The organism is Streptomyces lanatus (assembly GCF_014655715.1).
Classification (GTDB): Bacteria; Actinomycetota; Actinomycetes; order Streptomycetales; family Streptomycetaceae; genus Streptomyces; species Streptomyces lanatus.
Window position 1 is genome coordinate 326,220 of record NZ_BNBM01000001.1, and the last position, 19,545, is coordinate 345,764.

Annotated in this window: 14 protein-coding genes and 1 pseudogene; 7 read left to right on the forward strand and 8 right to left on the reverse strand. The window is 69.1% G+C overall.

Annotated elements, in window-relative coordinates; genetic code table 11:
* Positions 1-15: 15 nt before the first annotated feature.
* The 3 genes and pseudogenes from IE325_RS01435 to IE325_RS01445 all read left to right on the forward strand — a co-directional run.
* Positions 16-368: pseudogene (locus tag IE325_RS01435) on the forward strand (MFS transporter); the annotation flags it as partial.
* A 201-nt stretch (positions 369-569) separates the two neighbouring features.
* Entirely contained in the window at positions 570-1,658 is a 1,089-nt protein-coding gene (locus IE325_RS01440; protein WP_190067779.1) for a homoserine dehydrogenase, read from the forward strand.
* Positions 1,651-3,081 (forward strand): aldehyde dehydrogenase family protein, encoded by a 1,431-nt coding sequence (locus IE325_RS01445; protein ID WP_190067780.1) that lies wholly within the window; start codon positions 1,651-1,653, stop codon positions 3,079-3,081. The genes IE325_RS01440 and IE325_RS01445 overlap by 8 nt, the downstream gene beginning before the upstream one ends.
* Positions 3,082-3,387: 306 nt before the next feature.
* Here IE325_RS01445 and IE325_RS01450 read toward each other — a convergent pair whose 3' ends face one another.
* On the reverse strand, positions 3,388-4,557 hold the full coding sequence (locus tag IE325_RS01450; RefSeq protein ID WP_190067781.1) for an ROK family transcriptional regulator: 1,170 nt from the start codon (positions 4,555-4,557) through the stop codon (positions 3,388-3,390).
* A gap of 211 nt (positions 4,558-4,768) precedes the next feature.
* Here IE325_RS01450 and IE325_RS01455 point away from each other — a divergent pair, with 211 nt between their 5' ends.
* The 4 genes from IE325_RS01455 (at position 4,769) to IE325_RS01470 (ending at position 11,797) form a co-directional block, all read left to right on the forward strand.
* Positions 4,769-6,118 (forward strand): aspartate aminotransferase family protein, encoded by a 1,350-nt coding sequence (locus IE325_RS01455; RefSeq protein WP_190067782.1) that lies wholly within the window; start codon positions 4,769-4,771, stop codon positions 6,116-6,118.
* A 22-nt stretch (positions 6,119-6,140) separates the two neighbouring features.
* Positions 6,141-7,220: a phosphotransferase gene (locus IE325_RS01460; RefSeq protein WP_229911607.1), complete on the forward strand. Its 1,080-nt coding sequence runs from the start codon at positions 6,141-6,143 to the stop codon at positions 7,218-7,220.
* Between the two features lie 620 nt (positions 7,221-7,840).
* Entirely contained in the window at positions 7,841-8,938 is a 1,098-nt protein-coding gene (locus tag IE325_RS01465) for an ABC transporter substrate-binding protein (protein WP_190067783.1), read from the forward strand.
* Between the two features lie 162 nt (positions 8,939-9,100).
* Positions 9,101-11,797, forward strand: coding sequence for a SpoIIE family protein phosphatase (locus IE325_RS01470; protein WP_190068473.1), 2,697 nt, complete (start codon positions 9,101-9,103; stop codon positions 11,795-11,797).
* A 53-nt stretch (positions 11,798-11,850) separates the two neighbouring features.
* Here the strand turns inward: IE325_RS01470 and IE325_RS01475 are convergent, their stop codons facing one another.
* From IE325_RS01475 to IE325_RS01505, 7 genes are all read right to left on the reverse strand, one after another.
* Entirely contained in the window at positions 11,851-12,585 is a 735-nt protein-coding gene (locus IE325_RS01475) for an SDR family NAD(P)-dependent oxidoreductase (protein WP_190067784.1), read from the reverse strand.
* Between the two features lie 49 nt (positions 12,586-12,634).
* Positions 12,635-14,044 carry an aspartate ammonia-lyase gene (gene aspA, locus IE325_RS01480; RefSeq protein ID WP_190067785.1) on the reverse strand — a complete coding sequence of 470 codons (1,410 nt, stop codon included), beginning with the start codon at positions 14,042-14,044 and terminating at the stop codon, positions 12,635-12,637.
* A gap of 92 nt (positions 14,045-14,136) precedes the next feature.
* On the reverse strand, positions 14,137-15,420 hold the full coding sequence (locus tag IE325_RS01485) for an NAD(P)/FAD-dependent oxidoreductase (RefSeq protein WP_190067786.1): 1,284 nt from the start codon (positions 15,418-15,420) through the stop codon (positions 14,137-14,139).
* Positions 15,421-15,472: 52 nt separating this feature from the next.
* The gene (locus IE325_RS01490) at positions 15,473-16,138 is read right to left on the reverse strand and encodes a haloacid dehalogenase type II (RefSeq protein ID WP_048585933.1); all 666 of its coding nucleotides are present in this window, start codon (positions 16,136-16,138) and stop codon (positions 15,473-15,475) included.
* A 45-nt stretch (positions 16,139-16,183) separates the two neighbouring features.
* Positions 16,184-17,122: an aldo/keto reductase gene (locus IE325_RS01495; protein ID WP_190067787.1), complete on the reverse strand. Its 939-nt coding sequence runs from the start codon at positions 17,120-17,122 to the stop codon at positions 16,184-16,186.
* A complete protein-coding gene (locus IE325_RS01500; protein ID WP_190067788.1) occupies positions 17,119-18,579 on the reverse strand; it encodes an aldehyde dehydrogenase family protein in 1,461 nt (486 codons plus the stop codon). Before IE325_RS01500 ends, IE325_RS01495 begins: the two co-directional genes overlap by 4 nt.
* Positions 18,576-19,529 carry a succinylglutamate desuccinylase/aspartoacylase family protein gene (locus IE325_RS01505; protein WP_190067789.1) on the reverse strand — a complete coding sequence of 318 codons (954 nt, stop codon included), beginning with the start codon at positions 19,527-19,529 and terminating at the stop codon, positions 18,576-18,578. The genes IE325_RS01500 and IE325_RS01505 overlap by 4 nt, the downstream gene beginning before the upstream one ends.
* Positions 19,530-19,545 lie beyond the last annotated feature (16 nt).

Genomic DNA, 19,545 nt, shown 5'->3' on the forward strand with positions numbered 1-19,545 from the left:
CCCGCCCCGCCCTCTTGCTGCGCGTACGGCACCCACCTGCAACGCCTACGACCAGCTCCACCTCACCCTGCCGAACGAGGTGCAGAGCGCGACCGGCTCCCAGGCAGCCCTGTCCTGGCTGCTGGGCGGGTGTGGCGGGATTGTTGCCCGCCGCCGGGTACGTCGTCCTGCTCACCCTCGGCCAGATGCCGGCCGTCCCCGCCGCCCACGCCTGGGTGCCCGGCCTCGCCGAGGACGGCCGCATCGGCCTCTACACGGACGCGCTGTCCTCCGTCTCCGGCCTGATCGTCCTCATCGGCAGCTCGGCCACCGCCTCCCTGCTCGACCTGGGCCTGCCACTGAAGGTTTTGGTCCTGCTTCGCCTTTAGAGCGGGGACCTCGTCGTCCCCAGCCCTCCGCCTTCCGCTGTAACGACCCGGATGCCACCGGACCTGGGGTGGGCGAATCGCCCTACGACACAGCAGATCGGCATGCCGTGTGGTCGTTGTGGCATGGAGCAGGTGACAGGCACAGAAGCGAGGCTCTGAGCAGCCGCACGTGAAGGCGGCGGACTGTGAAGGAGCGATCTCATGGGCCGATACGATCTCGCCCTCATCGGATTCGGCGGCGTCAATCGCGCGCTTGCCGAGCTGATATCCGAGAGCGGGGAGCGCCTGGCCAAGGAGCTGGGCTTCGCCCTGCGGGTGGTGGCGATCACCGATCTGCGGGCCGGTTCCCTGGTGGACACCGACGGCATCGATCTGGCGCCGCTGCTGGCCGCCGATCCCGGGGAGCTGAGCTTCGCGGGTCTGCCTGGCGGCAGCGCGGATCCGCGCAACGAGTGGGTGATCCGTGAGGTGCCGGCCGACATTGTCGTGGAGGCGACGTTCACCAACCCGACCGACGGCGAGCCCGCCCTCTCCCATGTGCGCTGGGCCCTGGAATCGGGCAAGCACGTGTGCACCACCAACAAGGGACCGGTCGCGCTCACCGGCCGCGCACTGAAGCAACTGGCCGCCGAGCGTGGTGTCAGCTTCGAGTTCGAGGGCTCGGTGCTCAGCGGCACCCCCATCCTGCGCACCGCCGAGCGCATGTTCGGCGGCCTGGAGATCACCGGCGTCCAGGGCATCATGAACGGCACCTCGAACTACATCCTCGGCCGCCTGGAAGAGGGCATCGAGCTTTCGGCGGCCATCGCCGAAGCCCAGGAGCTCGGGTACGCCGAAGCCGATCCCACCGCGGACATCGAGGGCCACGACGTCCAGCTCAAGGTCATGATCCTGGCCAACGAGGTCCTCGGCGCCGACCTGCGCCGCGAGGACGTCTTCTGCGAGGGCATCTCCGCGATCACCCCCCACGAAGTGCGGGACGCCGCCTCGAAGGGGCTGCGCTGGAAGCTGGTCGGCTCCGCCACCCGCCACGAGGACGGCAGCGTCGACGCCCGCGTCACCCCGCTCGCCCTGCCCGCACACCACCCGCTCGCCGGGATCTCCGGACCCGTCAACGCGGTCGCCTTCCACACCGACCTCCTCGGCACCGTCACGGTGTCCGGGCCGGGCGCCGGGCGCGTCGAGACCGCCTACGCCCTGCTGTCGGACCTCATCGCCATCCACCAGCGCCATGCGGACGACGACACCGCCCCCACTCGCCCCGTTCTCCAGGAGAGCCACCGTGTCTGACACCGCCGTGCCCCCCGGCATCGAACTGGGCGCCGACGCGGCGCCCGTGCACAACCCCTACACCGGCGAGGTCATCGCCTCCGTGCCCACCGCCGACGCGGCCGCCATCGGCAGCGTCCTGCAGCAGGCCAGGTGCGGACGCCTCACCGCTGCCGCGCTGTCCCGCGCCTCCAGGGCCGCGATCCTGGAACGCGCCGCCCGCCTGATCGAGCGGCGCACCGAGTCCTTCGCCCAGCTGATCGTCAGTGAGGCCGGCAAGACCATCGCCCAGGCCCGCAGGGAAGTCGCCCGCGCGGTCAACACCCTCTCCCTGTCCGCGGCCGAGGCACGGCGCAACGCCGGCGAGGTCATCCCCTTCGACTCCTACGAGGGCTCGGAGAAACGGCAGGGCTGGTTCACCCGCGAACCGCTCGGCATCATCGCCGCCATCACCCCCTTCAACGACCCCCTCAACCTCGTCGCCCACAAACTCGGCCCCGCCATCGCCGGCGGCAACGCCGTCATCCTCAAACCCTCCGCCCTGACCCCGCTGTCCGCACTGCGCCTGGTCGACACCCTCATCGAGGCCGGCCTGCCCGAGGAGATCGTCACCGTCGTCAACGGCGACGCCGACATCGCCGCCGCGATCGTGACCGCCCCCGACGTACGCATGGTGTCCTTCACCGGCGGATTCACCACCGGCGAGGCCATCTCCCGCACCGCCGGCCTGAAAAAGCTCGCCATGGACCTCGGAGGCAACGCCCCGGTCATCGTCATGGACGACGCCGACCTCGACGAGGCCGTCACCTCCTGCGTCTCCGGCGCGTTCTGGGCCGCGGGCCAGAACTGCATCGGCACCCAGCGGATCCTCATCGCCGCTGACGTCTACGAACGCTTCCGCGACGCCTTCGTCGCCCGCACCAGGCTGCTGCGCGTCGGCGACCCCCTCGACGAGCACACCGACATCGGCCCCATGATCACCCCGCAGGCCGCGGCCGCCACCCGGGCCAAGATCGACACGGCCCTGGCCCAGGGCGCGAGGCTGCTGTGCGGCAACACCGTCGCCGGAGCCCTGTACGCGCCGACCGTCCTGGAAGACGTCCCGGCGACCTGCTCCATCTGGCAGGAGGAGGTGTTCGCCCCGGTCGTCGTGCTGCAGCCGTTCACGTCCTTCGAGGACGCCATCGAACAGGCCAACGCCATCGACTACAGCCTCCACGCGGGCATCTTCACCTCCCGCCTGGACCACGCCCTGAACGCGGCCCGGCTGCTGGAAGCCGGCGGAGTCATGATCAACGACTCCTCCGACTACCGCTTCGACGCCATGCCGTTCGGCGGATTCAAGTACGGCAGCATGGGCCGCGAAGGCGTGCGCTTCGCCTTCGAGGAAATGACCCAGCCCAAGGTCGTCTGCATCAACCACATCACCGACGTGGTGCGATGACCGCCTTCCGTACCGAGCGCGAACCCCTGGCGCTGAACGGCTGACCGGCGAGTACCTGCCGATGCGCTGCTCACCACGGCTGGGTTGAACTCCGCGCTCCTCGCGGGCGGTTGACGACGCTGGACAGGGTGAGCGCGGTGACCGTGTCCCGTACGCCGCGGCGAGGTGGCCGAGGCCCGCGCGCCACCGGGACGGGCGGGCCTCCGTACCGGCCGACATGACGCTCATCGGCCGCCACTTCAGGTGGGTGTCGACACGGACCGGGCAGCCAGGGTCGGCACAGGCAGAGTCGGTTTGGTGGCCGAGTCAGAAGGCCGGTGCGGATCGCTCTGTAGGTTGGCTCTGGCGACGCGCCCCGAGCACAGCGTCTCGTAGCCGGCCCTGAGCCATGGTCAGGCACGCGTACACCGCTCCTTCTGCCGTCGACAGGCCGATCACCTGCGTCACCGCCTTGATCTCTGGGACGGCCGGAAGGCTCTGGTCCAGTCGCCTGCGCACCTCGGGAAGCACTTCTTCGACAAGCGGGCGCAATCGACCCACGAAATAGACCGATTCCGGGTCCAGCATCACGGCGACGACGCTGACAGCGGTCGCGATGGCCGTGGTGAACGCTTCCAGCACCTCGGCGTGCGCCATCTCTTCGTGCGGTTCCAGCCAGAGGTCTTCGATGCGTTCCAGGTCGAGTCCGCGCCCGCGAGCAAAGCGAAGCAGACCTCTTGTGCTCAGCAGCTCATCGAGGATCTCATCGTCAACCCCGGAGGAGAGCACACCAATGTCCCCGAAGGCAGGCGTCCGCCCACGGGCGAGCTCGTGATCTGTGCAGCTGGCGAAGTTCAGGTTGGTGCTGAGGCCGAAGAGCGCGGCGTTCCTGACGGTGGCGTCGGTGGTGAGGATGCCGAGCAAGGACGCATTGGCGTCACTGTCGAGGAGCACGGGAGCATTGATCAGGTCTTCAATGGCTCGCTGAAGATCAGAGCCAGTGAAGATTTTCATCGACTCCGCCGGGCCGAAGATCTCTTTGCCGTTCCGGACCCGGCCCGGCACCGCGGCGACGACCTGGCGCAGTGGTCCCTGTGCGGATTCGCCGGCCTTCGCAATCAGGCCGACCAGCCATTCGGCGCCGGCCCTGACCTCGTCGTGGCCCTCGGTGGGAACCGTCACGTGGTGGACCTCGCGGCCCCTCAGATCGGTCACGAGGACGCAGGTGGTCTGCGCGCCGAAGCTGATACCCACGACGTGCCCGGTCGTGCCGGGCACGTCCAGATAGGTGGACCGGCGGCCGCGGCCGACAACCTCATCCACTCCGCCGTCGATGACGAAGCCATCCGCCCGAAGCTCCTCCACGGCTCGGGACACCGTGGCCTTGCTCAAGCCCGTGAGCTCGATGAGCTCGTTCCGCGTCAAGGGCGCCCGGGTCAGGACCACATCAAGGACCGAGGCCTTGTTGTAGTCGCGCGATGTGGGGTTGCTGGTCACCTCATGACCATAGCGAGCACGATACGCCGAGCGAGCCGGGCCCGGTTTGGACGCGACGATCAACGGGTCATGCACTCCTACCAACTGACCATGCGCCGTGCAGCTCACGCCGGTTTCTTGTTTCAGGTTGGAACTGGAACCAAAAATGGGTAGGGTCTCAGCCGCAGCAGCAAGCAGCTCCGACGGAACCAGGCCGAAAGGTGTGCCCACGATGACTTCGACGCTGAGTCGAGCCCTCGCCCACTACCCCAACCGGTTCGACCCGGGCGGCCTGAGCGAGCTCCCCGAACACCTCCGGGAGACCATCCGACGCCGCGACAAGGTGCTCGGTCCCGGTTACACGCTCATCTACAAGGAGCCGGTCGAGTTCGTCTCCGGTCACGGAGCCCACCTGATCGACCGCGACGGCAACGACTACCTCGACGCGTACAACAACGTTCCGTGCGTCGGGCACGCCCACCCGCACGTGGCCGAGGCCGTCTCCCGCCAGATGACCGCAGTCAACACCAACACCCGCTACGTCCAGGAGTCGCTGGTCGACTATGCGGAGCGGCTTCTCGCGACCTTCCCCGAGGAGCTGTCGAAGCTGAGTCTCGCGTGCAGCGGGTCGGAGGCCAACGACCTCGCGGTGCGGGTGGCGAGGTTCCACACCGGCGGTGAGGGCATCATCGTGACCCGCTGGGCCTACCACGGCCTCACTCGTGAGGTGGCGAGCTTCTCGCCGACTCTGGGCACTGGATCACCGCTGGGACCGAACGTCCGGCTCATCGATCCTCCTGACCCGCGCCTCGTCGCGCCCGGATCCACGCTCGCCGAGCACATGCGCGACCAGGTGCGCGGCGCGATCGACGACCTCGAGCGCCACGGTTACCGGCTCGCGGCACTGATCACCGACTGCGCCTACTCCAGCGATGGAATCTTCACGGACCCGGTCGGTTACATGAGGGCCGTCGTGGAGGAGGTGCACGCGGCCGGCGGTGTCTACATCGCGGACGAGGTGCAGTCGGGATTCGCCCGGCTCGGGGATTCGATGTGGGGCTTCACCCGCCACGCCGTGCTGCCGGACATCGTCACCATGGGTAAGCCGATGGGCAACGGATTGCCGATCTCCGGTGTGGTTTTCCGCCCTGAGATCTGCGAGGAGTTCGGACAGAACGTTCGCTACTTCAACACCTTTGCCGGCAGCTCGATCCCTGTGGCCGCCGGCGCCGCGGTCCTGGATGTCTTCGAGAACGAGAACGTGCAGCAGCGCGCTCTCGAGAACGGTACGGCTCTGCGCACAGGGCTCCAGGAGATCACGAAGGATTCCCCTCACGTGGCTGAGGTGCGTGGTAGCGGTCTCTACGTCGGTGTGGAGCTCGTCAAGGACCGGGAGACGCTCGAGCCGGACCGCTCACGCACCGAAGACGTCATCAACGACATGCGCGACCGTCGGATCCTCATCAGCGGCACGGGCAAAGCGGCGAACGTTCTGAAGATCCGTCCCCCGCTCGCCTTCACCTCCGCCGATGTGACCCGATTCCTGGAGACCTTCTCCGAGATCGCGAAGGACCGTCTGTAACAGGCTGGCCAAGGAAATGACCATGAACAACTCACCGGCAATGAGAATCGCTCAACGGCTCTTCGAGGAGAGCGGCCTGGCATCGTCTCACGAGCCCATCGACGTCATGCTGGTGAGCGCCCTCCTTGAGAGGCGTTACCACGTCGGCGGACGCCTCGATCGACTGGCGACGGAGAAGGACGACACGTTCAGGCTCAGGACCGACTCGAACGACTACCTCGTGAAGGTTTCACCCCCTGACGAGGCAGAGATGGCTGTCGCTCTACAGACCGCCGTGATGCGTTTTCTCCAAAGCACCGCTCCGGAATTGCCGGTCCAGCGGGTGAAGCTGACCGTCGACGGAGACGACCGCGTGGCCATCAAAACGAACGACAGCAGGACTCGAATCCTGCGGGTGTTCGACTTCGTCGAAGGTCCGGTCCTGGCACGAACGAATCCAACCGCGGAACAGCTCGCCCAGGTGGGCGAGATGCTGGGACGAGTCGACGTGGCGCTGAAAGCATTTGAGCACCCTGCGGACCGACGAGGGCTGGTTTGGGACCTTCGGCATTTCCACCAGCTGACCGGACTTGTCGAGCACACGCCGAATACCGAGCACCGTCAGTTGGCTCAGGAGGTCTTCCGGCTTTTCGACAGAGCCATCGTCCCGAGGCTGAATGATCTCGAAACGCAAGTGATCCACGGCGATTACAGCCCTTACAACGTTGTGGTGGATCCGCAGAGCGACGACTTTGTCACCGGCGTCATCGACTTCGGTGACACCATGCGCAGTGCCGTGATCTTCGACCCTGCTGTCTCCCTGGCGAACCTGCTCGGCCGGGCGCCGGATCACCCCTGGCGGGATGCCTGCGCCTTCGTCGCCGGCTACGAACGGGCACACCCCATCAAGGACTGGGAACTTCCGCTGCTGCCGATTGCCGCGCTGGCACGACTCACGCTGCGCGCGCTGATCACGAACTGGCGCGCGGAGCGCGTACCAGAACGGCGCGACTACCTCCTCGGCCACGCCAAGGACGACTGGCTCAACGTCGGGCGGGCCATGGCCGTACCCCTGGACGACGTCATTGCGCAGCTCTGGGAAGGCCGTCATGACCTCGCCTGAACCCGAACAGGCGTACTGACCGGACTACCGCCCCTACGACGAGGTGCTGAAGAGGCCGGCGACCGGCCGAAGGGCTGCCGAGCCACTCCGCACCCCACGCGCCATCGGCGGGAGCTGCTCTCCATCGGCGAGGAGCGGGGCTGGCTGGTCCGTGACCCGACGGAGGCGGCCCGCATGGTCAGGGAGCCGTTGGAGATGAGGGTGCCCGCGTACACCCGGGTCGAGGAGGCACAGGCCGACCGGGCCCCGATCCAGACCGTCACCACTGCCTTCACCCGCCGTTTCGTCCCCGTCTCCTTCGCCTCGCGGGGATCGCGTACGTCCCCACTCGATACGCCCGACGGGCGATCACCATGCTGCTCATCGCCTGCCCCTGCGCCGCGGGCCTGGCCACCCCCGACCGCGATCAGCGCCGCCATCGGCGACGGCGCCCGCTGTCGCCGCGGTGTAGTGCCAGGTCATGGCATCCCTGACCGCATGGTCCTACCATGGCGTGACCCGGCTCACAGTCGCCCCGGCTGACCCATGGTCCGGCGTCCGCCCAGGCGACGAGCGTCGACGGCGTCCCGCGAACAGCCCGCGCCGACGGGCCTCGCACCCCGTTTCGCAGGAGGCATACGGTGATGGACGTCAGGATCGACCGCAGGGCCTTTCTACGCGGGATCGGCTCCGTCGCGGCAGGCGCCGCCGCCACTTCGTTCACCGCATGCGGAGGCCGTGCCGACCGGAAGACCAACGACGCCGGAAGCAGCAAGACGCTCGTCGTCCGTGACATCGGCGGCGCCTACGGCGCAGCGAACCGCAAGGCGGTCTACGAGCCGTTCAGCAAAGAGACCGGCATCCAGGTCAGCGTGGTCAACATCCCCTTCTACGCGCAGATCCTTGCGCAGATCAAGGAAGGTCGCCCGCAGTTCGACGTCATCGACATCGACATGAGCGCACTGGCACGCTTCGAGCGGGACGAGGCCACGCAGGAGCTCGACTACGACCGGCTGAAGAGCGCGAGGAACGCCGGCATCGCCGAGTCGCTGCTCACCTCGTACGGCGTCGGCAAGAACTACTGGGCCAGCGTCATGGCGTTCCGGACCGACGCCTTCGGCGGGAAGACGCCGCAGTCCTGGGCGGACTTCTGGGACACCGGTGCGTTCCCGGGCAGCCGTGCCCTGCAGGGCCCGGACGCGGGCCCACCGGAGCTGGAGTTCGCCCTTCTCGCTGACGGTGTGGCCAAGGACAGGCTCTATCCCCTCGACGTCGACCGCGCCTTCCGAGTGCTCGACGGGATCAAGAGCTCCGTGCGCGAGTTCTGGGTCGACGGCGCTACGCCGGGACTGTTGCTGCAACGCAGGCAGGTCGTGGCCTCCAGCGTCTGGCACGGCCGCCCCAACCAGCTCATCAAGCAGGGCGCACCGCTCGCCTATCAGTGGAACGGCGCCCGCCGGCAGAGCAGCGGCTTCGGCATCCCCATCGGCGCCCGGAATGTCGACGCCGCCTACAGGCTCATCGACTTCGCCCTGCGGCCCGAGGTGCAGGCCGGCTTCGCCGAGGTCTACCCCATGGGCCCGGTCGTGCCCGCTGCCTACAAGTACCTTCCCAGGGCCGCCGCGGACCTGGCCAGCTCCCCGGAGCACCTGTACACCGGCTTCGACCTGGACGTCGACTGGTGGGTGGAGAACAAGGACGCCGTGACCAAGCGCTGGCAGGAATGGGTGCGGTCCTGAGACCACACTGAAGGGGGCCGGGCCTGGCCGGTCCTGCCCTCTCCGCCACCGACTCCTGCCGGGCGACGGGAGGGACATCCCGTGAACATGACCAGCATTTTCGGTCGGCGCGACCGGCCCCAGAGGCCCTCTGACCGGCCGCCCGGAACCCGTGTGCGCTCCATGCTGAACGCGCGCAGCGTCGCAGGTCAGGTGTTCCTTTGGCAGCTGGTTCTGGTGATCCTTTTCGGCGCTGCCGCGGGGGTGGCGCTCGTCCTGCAAGCCCGGTACACGAGCACTCAGGAGGCCCGCCAGCTCTCGCTGGGAGTCGCCCAGACCTTCGCGCGTGCCCCCGGGACGGTTGAAGCGATGAAGTCGACCGACCCGACCGCCGTACTGCAACCCCGGGCGGAGGAGACACGCAAGCTGACGGGCGTCGACTTCGTCGTCGCGATCGATCCGCGGGGATATCGCTGGACGCACCCGGACCCGAGACGGATCGGGGAACATGTCTTCGGCCTTCGCGAGGGGGCGGCTGCCGGCCGACCCTTCACCCAGGACTTCGAAGGCAGCCTCGGCCTGGCTGTGGAATCCACAGTTCCCGTCTTCGACACCGGTGGGGAGAGGATCGTCGGCTTTGTGTCGGTCGGGGTAACGGTCAAGAGCGTGAACGCCGTCGTGCGGCACCAGATGCCGCTCCTGCTCGGTTCCGTCGGCGGGGCACTTGCCCTGGTCACGGGCGGTACCGCACTGGTGTCGCGGCGTCTGCGTCGCCAGACCCACGGCCTGGACCCGGCCGAGATGACCCGGATGTACGAACACCACGACGCGGTGCTGCACGCGGTGCGGGAAGGGGTCCTGATCGTCGGCGGCGACGGACGGCTGTTGCTGGCCAACGACGAGGCACGGCGGCTGCTGGAGTTGCCCGCGGACGCCGAGCAGCGCCGCATCACGGAACTGGGCCTGGAAACGGGGACCACGGAGCTGCTCCGCTCGGGCCGGACCGTCACTGACGAGATCCATCTGGCCGGTGACCGACTGCTCGCGCTCAACATCCGGCCCGTCGACGAGCACGGCGGCCAGCGTGGCAGTGTGGCCACGCTGCGCGACACCACGGAGTTGCAGGCCCTGGCGGGCCGGGCAGCCGTGACCGGAGAACGGCTCCGCCTGCTGTACGAAGCGGGAGTGCGCATCGGTACCACGCTGGACGTGAAGCGCACCGCCGAGGAACTGGCCGCCGTGGCCGTCCCCCGATTCGCCGACGTCGTCACGGTCGACCTTCAGGATCCGGTCCTGGAGGGTGATGAACCGGTCGGGCCAAGCCCTGAGATGCGCCGCACGGCGGTACACGGCGTGAAGGGGGCCTGGCCGCTCTACCCGGTGGGCGAGCTCATCCGCTTCCTGCCCGGCAACCCCACGGCCGACAGCGTCCAGCACGGCCGGCCCGTCATGGTCTCCGACCTGAGCGCCTCGCACGGCTGGCGGGCCCAGGCCCCCGAACGCGCCCGGCGCATCCTGGATTCGGGTCTGCATTCCCTGATCACCGTGCCGCTGCAAGCCCGCGGCGTGGTGCTGGGGATGGTCAACTTCTGGCGTGTGGAGCAGGACGCCTTCGGAGAAGAGGACCTGGCCTTCGCCGAGGAGCTCGCCGCCCGCGCCGCGGTGGCCATCGACAACGCCCGCCGTTACACCCGCGAGCACGCCCTCGCCGTGACCCTGCAACGCAGTCTGCTGCCACGCTCCGTGCCCGACCAGTCCGCCGTCGAGGTCGCCCACCGCTATCTGCCCGCCCGGGCCGGCGTGGGCGGCGACTGGTTCGACGTCATTCCGCTGCCCGGGGCCCGGGTCGCGCTGGTCGTGGGCGACGTCGTCGGCCACGGCCTGCACGCCGCGGCCACCATGGGCCGGCTGCGCACCGCGGTGCGCACCTTCTCGTCCCTCGATCTCTCACCGGACGAGTTGATCAGGCATCTGGACGAGTTGGTCGCCCGGGTCGACAGCGAAGGGGGCGACGGCGAGGGGATCGATGGCGGCGGAATCACGGGAGCGACCTGCCTGTACGCCGTCTACGACCCGGTGGCCGGGCGGTGCTCGCTTGCCAGGTCCGGGCACCCGGAACCGGCCCTGGTACACCCGGACGGCACGGTCGAGCAGGTACAGGTGCCTGTCTCCCCGCCGCTGGGGCTGGGCGCCGGCCTGCCCTTCGAGAGTGCCGAATTCACCCTGCCCGAGGGCTCCCAGCTGGTCCTGTACACCGACGGTCTCGTCGAGGACCGGAACCGGGACATCGACACCGGTCTGGACATGCTGTGCGAGGCCCTGGCAGGCCCGGGCCGGACTCCGGACGAAACGTGCCAGGCGGTCCTCGAGGCCCTGTTGCCGGCCCGTCCGAGCGACGACATCGCCCTGGTCGTCGCCCGGACCCGCCTGCTGGACCCCTCCCTGGTCGCCGACTGGGAGGTGCCCGCAGATCCCGCCGCCGTCGCCGGAATCCGAGCCGATGTCGGCCGCCGCCTCGCGGAGTGGGGGCTGGAGGATCTCGCCTTCGCAACCGAACTCGTGATCAGCGAACTGGTCACCAACACCATTCGCTACGGCGCCGAGCCAAGACGGCTGCGGGTGCTCCGGGACGGCACCAGCCTGATCTGTGAGGTCGCCGACGGCAGCAGCACCTCACCGCACCTGCGGCGGGCGGCCGACACCGACGAGGGCGGGCGGGGCCTGTTCCTCGTCGCCCAGTTCACGCAGCGCTGGGGCACCCGCTACCTGCCCCGCGGCAAGGTGATCTGGACGGAGCAGTCGCTCCACAGCACGTCGGCCGAACCCGACGCGGACATGGCCGAAGCGCTGCTGGACCAATGGAGCGACGCGGACTGGTGATCGCCGTGACGCGCGGTCAGGCCCGGGCATGACCGGCGCCCGCCCCGTGGGGCTCAGAACGCCGTGTAGCCTCCGTCCACGGGCAGGACGGCACCGGTCACATACGACGACTCCGGGCAGGCGAGAAAGAGAACCGCGTCGGCGATCTCCTCGGGTGTGGCGAGCCTGCGGAGCGGGATGGAGTCCTCTCTGACGCGCCGGTAGGCAGCAGGGTCGGGGCGTCGCTGGAACGAGGCCTCGATGATCGGCGTCATGGTCAGACCGGGTGCCACCACGTTGACGCGGACGCCGCGGGGCGCCCATTCGATGGCGGCGCCGCGGGCGAGCGCGATGAGGCCGCCCTTGGCGGCGGAGTACAAGGTCTGGTTCGGCATGCCGACCATGCCGAGGCGAGAGCTGACGCACACCATCGACCCGCCGGACCGGGGAGCGAGCGGCATCAGGTGCTTCATCACCAGGAAGGCGCTCAGGAGGTTGCTGTGGAGCAGGTCGCGTGCGTCATCGGCAGTCGTCTCCGAGAGCGGGCCGGACTTCTGAAGTCCGTGGCAGAGGACGACCACTCCCACGTCACCGAAGTGATCCGCCGCTCTGGCGGCGAGTTCGCAGACGAAGGCCTCGTCGTTGAGGTCGCCCGGGAGGTAGAGATCATCCGGGTGACTCTCGGGCAGCTCGGGTCGCCGTCCGGTGAGCAGCAGGTTGGCGCCCTCTCGGCGGAAGTGGGAGGCCACCGCCTGGCCGATGCCGCTCGATGCTCCGGTGATCACAGCGTTCACGTCCTGCAGTCTCATTTTCGTTCCTCTTCAGTCACTGACGGGCCGGCACCGGTGTCAGCGGCCGTCAGGGCAGTACGTGGCCGCTGCCGGCGACGATCTCCGGGCGGAGCAGGTCGGCGAGGGTCTCGGCGGGCAACAGGCCCTTCTCCAGGACGAGTTCGGCCACGCCCCGCCCGCTGACGAGGGCCTCCTTGGCTATGTCGGTGGCCGCCGTGTACCCGATGTGCGGGTTCAGGGCGGTGACCAGGCCGATGGAGTTCTCCACGCTGCGGCGCAGCGCCTCGGTGTTGGCGGTGATGCCGTCCACGCAGCGCTCAGCGAGGGTCAGGCAGGCCGCGCGCAGGTGCGTGATCGACTCCGAGAGGGAGTGCAGGATGATCGGCTCGAAGGCGTTGAGCTGGAGCTGTCCGGCCTCGGCGGCCATGGTGATGGCGACGTCGTTGCCGATCACCTCGAAGGCGACCTGGTTGACGACCTCGGGGATCACCGGGTTGACCTTGCCGGGCATGATCGACGAACCGGCCTGCACCGGCGGCAGGTTGATCTCGCCGAGGCCGGCGCGCGGCCCGGACGACAGCAGCCGCAGGTCGTTGCAGCTCTTGCTGAGCTTCACGGCGATCCGCTTGAGCACGCCGGACATCTGCACGAACGCCCCGCAGTCCTGGGTCGCCTCCACCAGGTTGGCGGCGGTGACCAGCGGCAGTCCGGTGATGGCGGCGAGGTGGCGGCGGGCAGCCTCGGCGTAGCCGGCGGGAGCGTTGAGGCCGGTGCCGATGGCCGTGGCACCCAGGTTGATCTCATGGATCAACTCGACCGCCTCCGCCAGACGGGACCGGTCCTCGTCAATCATCACGGCGTACGCGGAGAACTCCTGCCCGAGCGTCATCGGCACCGCGTCCTGCAACTGCGTACGGCCCATCTTGAGTACGTCGCGGAACTCGACGGCCTTGCGGGCGAAGGCGTCCTGGAGCACCGACATCGCCTTGAGCAACCCGCGCACCGCGAAGACCGTCGCGACCTTGACGGCGGTCGGGTACACGTCGTTCGTCGACTGACCGAGGTTGACGTCCTCGTTGGGATGCAGGAACTCGTACTCACCCTTGGCGTTGCCCAGCAGCTCCAACGCCCGGTTGGCCACGACCTCGTTGGCGTTCATGTTGGTCGAGGTGCCCGCGCCGCCCTGGATGACGTCGACGACGAACTGCTCGTGCAGCTTGCCGGAGCGGATCTCCCGGCACGCGGCGACGATGGCGGCGGCCTTCTCCGGCTCCAGCAGCCCGAGCTCCTCGTTGGCGAGAGCGGCGGCCTCCTTGACGGCGGCGAGGGCGTCGATCAGGTGCGGGTACGCGGAGATCGGCGTCCCGGTGATCGCGAAGTTCTCCGTGGCACGCAGGGTGTGAACACCCCAGTAGGCATCGGCGGGAACGTCCCGGTCACCGAGCAGATCGTGCTCGCTACGGGTGACGGCGGTCATGGGGCTGGGGCCCTCTCTCGGGAGGCATGGTGGGGGGCCTTCCACGCCGCTGCGCGGAAGGCCCCCGCGGTGTCACCGGTGTCGGTACCTGCTCAGAGCAGGCGGTCCTTCGCCTTGTAGTAGGCGCCGCCGAACGGCAGGAACCAGGGGGTGCCGTTGTAGAAGGGGACGGGCACCTTCGGGAAGCCGAAGCCGCGCATCGGGTTGGCCTCGGGATTGCCGTCCATCATCTCGGCGACCGCGCGGCCCATGTACGTGGCCATCTGGACGCCGTGGCCGCAGTAACCCATGGAGTAGTACAGGCCGTTGACGTCACCCGCGTGCGGGATGCGGTCCCAGGAGAAGCCGACCATGCCGCCCCACACGTAGTCGATGCGCACCCCGGCAAGCTGCGGGAAGATCTCGGTCATCTCCCGCTTGAGGATGTCACCGCTCTTGACGTCGGAGGCCGGGTTGGAGGGGGCGAAGCGTGCCCGGCCGCCGAAGGCGAGGCGGTTGTCCGGGGTGAGGCGGACGTAGTGGCCAACGTTCTTGTGGGCGACCAGCAGGCGGCCGTTCGGGATGAGCTCCTTGGCGCGGGCCTCCCCCAGCGGTTCGGTGACGATGATGAAGCTGCCGACGTTGATGAGCCGCTTGCGGAACCATGGCATCGACTTGTCGGTGTAGGCGTCCGTCGCCGCCATGACCTGCTTGGCACGGATGGTGCCGTTCATGGTCTCCACCACGAACCCGCCGCCGGGGAGGCGGGTGAGGCCGGTGGCGGCGTTGCGCTCGTGGATCTCGGCGCCGGCCCGCTCGGCGGCGGCGGCCAGGCCGCCGACGAACTTGCCCACGTGCAGGCCCGCGCTGTCCGGGTCGAGCAGGGCGCCGTGGTAGTAGTCCGTGCCGAGTTCGGCGCGGAGTTCGCTCTTGCTCAGCACGATCGTCTCGTGACCGAAGTTGTCGGCCAGGTCGCGCTGCTTGGCCCGCAGTCCGTCGAAGTGCCCCGGCTTGCAGACCGCGCCGAGGCGCCCGGAGCGGTTGAAGTCGCAGTCGATGTTCTCGGTCTTGGTGAGGTCCTCGACGAGGTCGACCGCGTCGCGGAAGGCGTCGTAGAGCTCGCGGGCCCGCTCCTGCCCGAAACGCTTGCGCGCCTCGGCGGGGCTGATGGTGATGCCCTGGGTGCACATGCTGCCGTTGCGCCCGGAGGCGCCCGAGCCGACCTTGTCCTTCTCGACGAGGACGACCCGGGCACCCTTGCCTGCGGCATGGTAGGCGGTGGACAGCCCGGTGAGGCCGCCGCCGATCACCACCACGTCCGCCTCTTCGGGCAGGTCCTTTCCGGAACGGTCGGGCAGGGCGGGAGCTGTGTCCAGCCAGTAGGGGATCTGCTTCATGGCGTGCGTCCTCTGATGTTCTTTCAGTCCTGTGTCGCCGGTGCGCCGTGGGTCAGCAGCCGAGGAGCTTCGGCAGGCCCGACAGGTCGGGCAGCTCGTCGTACGGCTGGTAGTCGGCGCTGCCCTTGCGGCCGTAACGGTTGATCCACACCCGGCGCTTCAGGCCGAGGTCGCGGGTCGGGATGTGGTCGTACTCCCAGCCCTGGGCGACATGGATGACCTGCGACGATTCGACACCCATGGTCCGGAAGGCGTGCTTGAAGGTCTGGCGGTCCGGCTTGTAGGCACCGGCCTGCTGGGCGGTGATGACGTAGTCGAACTCGACGCCGATGTTCTTGACGTTCCGCGCGATCAGGTTGTCATCGGAGTTGGAGATGATGGCGATCTCGTACTTGGTCTTCAGCTTCCGTAGTGCCTCCGGGACCTCCGGGAAGGGGCCGAAGGTGGGGACGGCGTCCACGAGGGCCTCGCCGTCGGTCTCGCGGTACTCCAGGCCGTGCAGGCGCATCGCGTTGCGCAGGCTGGAGTGCAGGACCTCGTGGTACGGGCGGTACGCCTCCAGGACGGCCTGGAAGCGCATGACGCGGAAGTCGTCGAGGAACTCGTCGACATCCAGGTTGTCCAGATCCAGCCGGTCCTCCAGGACCTTCAGGGTCGTGGGACCGAGCTCGAAGTTGATCAGGGTCGCATAGGCGTCGAAGGTGACGATCTCTCGCATGGTGTCCAGCCTTGGTCTCTCGCGGTTTTCAGAGGGGTGGGGGCTTCAGACGACGCGTTCGCCGGGGGCGACGATCACGTCGAGGACGGCCAGGTCGGCCGGGCTCGGTATCCAGTCGGCCGCCGCCGCGTTGGCGGTGACCTGTTCGGGGGTCATGGCTCCGCAGATGACGGAGCCGACGGCGGGCAGGGCCGCCAGTGCGCCGACCGCGACCTGGAGGAGGGTCAGGCCGCGTTCGGCGCCGTATGTGGTGAGCGCCTCGACCCTGTCCAGGGCCGCGTCGGTGAGCCAGCCCTGCCGCCAGGACAGCCGGCTGCCGGGCGGGGGCTCCTCGCCGCGCCGGTACTTTCCGCTGAGCAGGCCGTTGGCCAGCGGGTAGTACGGCAGCAGACCGACGCCGTGGCGCAGGCAGACCGGGATCAGGTCCTGCTCCACGCCGCGGTCGAGCAGGTGGTAGCGGGCCTGTGTGGAGACGAAGGCGTCGGTGAGGTGCTCGGCCGGAAGGTTGGAGCAACCGACGTACCTGATCTTGCCCTCGGCGATCAGCTCCTGGAGCGCGGCGACCGTCTCCTCCAACGGCGTGACGCCGTCCGGCTCGTGGTACTGGTACAGGTCGATCCGGTCGGTGCCGAGCCGGGTCAGCGATGCCTCGACCGCGTACCGGATGTAGGCACGGGATCCACGCGGGCCGTACAGGTCGGCGTCCCGGCCCATCTCCATGCCGAACTTGGTGGCCAGCACCACGTGGTCGCGACTGCCCTTGAGCGCGGCCCCGAGGAGCCGTTCACCGTCGCCGCGCGAGCCACCCCGTTCGCCGGACCCGCCGTACATGTCGGCGGTGTCGAACAGGGTGATCCCGGCGTCGAGGGCGGCGTGGACGACGGCCTTCGTTCCGTCCTCGTCGAGGCGGGCGCCGAAGTTGTTGCCGCCCACGCCGACCACGGAGACGGCCGGACCGCGCTCACCGAGCGTGCGGTATCTCATGACCGGTTTCCGAATCCGATGCAGACGTTCTTGGTCTGCAGGTAGCTGTTCAGGCCTTCGAGACCCTTCTCCCGGCCCCAGCCGCTGTGCTTGTAGCCCCCGAAGGGGAGCTCGACGCCGGTGCCGACGCCGGTGGCGTTGACGTAGACCTGGCCGGCCCGGATGCCCTCGGCCATACGCATCGCCTTGTCGATGTCGCGGGTCCACACATACGAGGCGAGGCCGTACGGGCTGTCGTTGGCGATCTCCAGGGCCTCGGCCGCGTCGTCGAACTCGATGACCGTGACGACGGGGCCGAAGATCTCCTCGCGGGCGCACCGGGCCTGGTTGTCCAGTCCGGTGAGGACGGTCGGCTGGACGTAGTAGCCGTCGGCCAGTGCTGGGTCGGCGGGGGCGCCTCCGCCGGCCCGTGCCACGGCGCCTTCCTCCCGGGCCAGTTCCAGGTAGCCGAGGACCCGGTCCCGCTGCCGTGCGGCGACGAGGGGGCCGACGTCCGGGTCGCTGAGACCGGGCCCGATGCTGAGGGAGGCGGCGTGCGCGACGAGCTTGTCCAGGAACTCCTCGGCGCCGCGCTGGAGGAGCAGCCGGGTGCCCGCCGAGCAGGTCTGCCCGGCGTTGCCGAACGCGGAGGCGGCGACAGCGCCGAGCGCCAGGTCGAAGTCGGCGTCGGCGAAGACGACGACCGGCGACTTGCCGCCCAGCTCGGTGACCGAGGGCACCACGTTGGCGGCGGCGGCCTGGGCGACCTTGATGCCGGTGGGCACCGAGCCGGTGAAGGTGACCTGGTCGATGTCCGGGTGCCCGGCGAGGGCCGCGCCGGTCTCGCCGTCGCCGGGGACGACGTTCAGGACGCCCGGCGGAAGACCGCACTCCAGGGCGATCCTGCCGATCTCCAGCGGGGTGAGCGGCGCCTCGGGGGACGGCTTGAGCACCACCGTGCAGCCGGCGGCCAGCGCCGGCGCGGAGCCCCTCGCGGTGTTCTGCAGCGGGTAGTTGAACGGGATGATGTGGCCGGAGACGCCGATCGGCTCGCGGACGGTGTAGTCGAGCAGGCCGGGGCCGAGCGGGACAGTCGAGCCGCCGAGCTTGTCGGCGACGCCCGCGTAGAACTCGAAGTAGCGGGCGGCCGCTTCGACATCGGCCTTCGCCTGGCGGAGCGGCTTGCCGACGTCCTGGCTCTCCAGGCGGGCCAGCCGGTCGCCCTGGGAGCGGATGGCCTCCGCGATCCGGTACAGGATGCGCCCCCGGTCGGCGGCACGCATCCCGGCCCACTCGGGAGCGGTGAAGGCTGTGCGCGCGGCTGCCACCGCCTGGTCCACGTCCTCCTTGCCGGCCAGCGCCACCTGGGCGATGGCCGTGTCGTTCGACGGATCGAGGACGGTGAAGGAGCGTCCGTCGGCGGCCGGGACCTGCTTGCCGTCAATGAGCAGCTCGGTCAGCTGCAGTTCGTCGCTCATGGCTGGATCTCTCCCAGCACCTCGCCGAAGATGACGACCTCGTCGCCAGGGCGGACGGTGCGGATCCGGCGGACCCAGAGCACGATGCCGTCCTGCGGCGCGGTGACCTCTTCCAGCGTGTTGCCGTAGTGGTCGGTGATGGTGGCGATCAGGTCGCCTTCCTTGCAGGTCTCCCCCGGCTCGGCGCGGGCGACGAAGAAGCCGCCGGAGGCCGAGCGGGCGAACGTCCCGGACACGGTCGTGTAGGTGTCCCGCAGCTCCGCCTCGCCGTCGATCAGGCCGAGGCTGCGCAGGATGTTGCGGATCGAGTTCATGTGGTGCTCGACGTTGGTCTCGCGGTACGTGGCGCCGCCGCACTCGATGGTGATGGCGGGCTTGCCGGCCTCGAGGACGGGGTGGCGGACCGTGCCGCCCCACTTGCCGCCCTTCCAGACCAGCTCGTGCCCGGCGGCCAGGGCCAGGTCCGTCGCCAGGTCCTCGTAGCCGCCCTGGAGGATGACGAGCGGGGCGATCTCGCCGTAGGCGCCACCGGTGTGCAGGTCGACCACGGCGTCGACGGCGGGGACGACCTGCTCGACGAAGGTGGCGGCCAGACGCTGCGAGTACGAACCCTCCGCGTCGCCCGGGAAGATGCGGTTGAGGTTGAGGTGGTCGATGCCGCTCGCGCGGGCGGCCGCCTCGAAGGCCGGGGTGTTCATGCAGGGGATGCCGACGACGGTGCCGCGCAGGGTGGCCGGGTCGATCTCGGCGAGGACGCGGCGGATGGCCTCCTGGCCGTCGTACTCGTCGCCGTGCACGCCCGCGTCCACACACAGGACCGGGCCGTCCTGCGCGCCGTTGACGACGATCAGCGGAATGCCGAGCTCCACGCCGTAGCTGCTGGTGCCGACCGGGATCAGGCCCTGGGCGCGCTCGCCGGGGGCGACGGTCAGCTGACCGATGGAGTACATGTGGATCCTTTCCAAG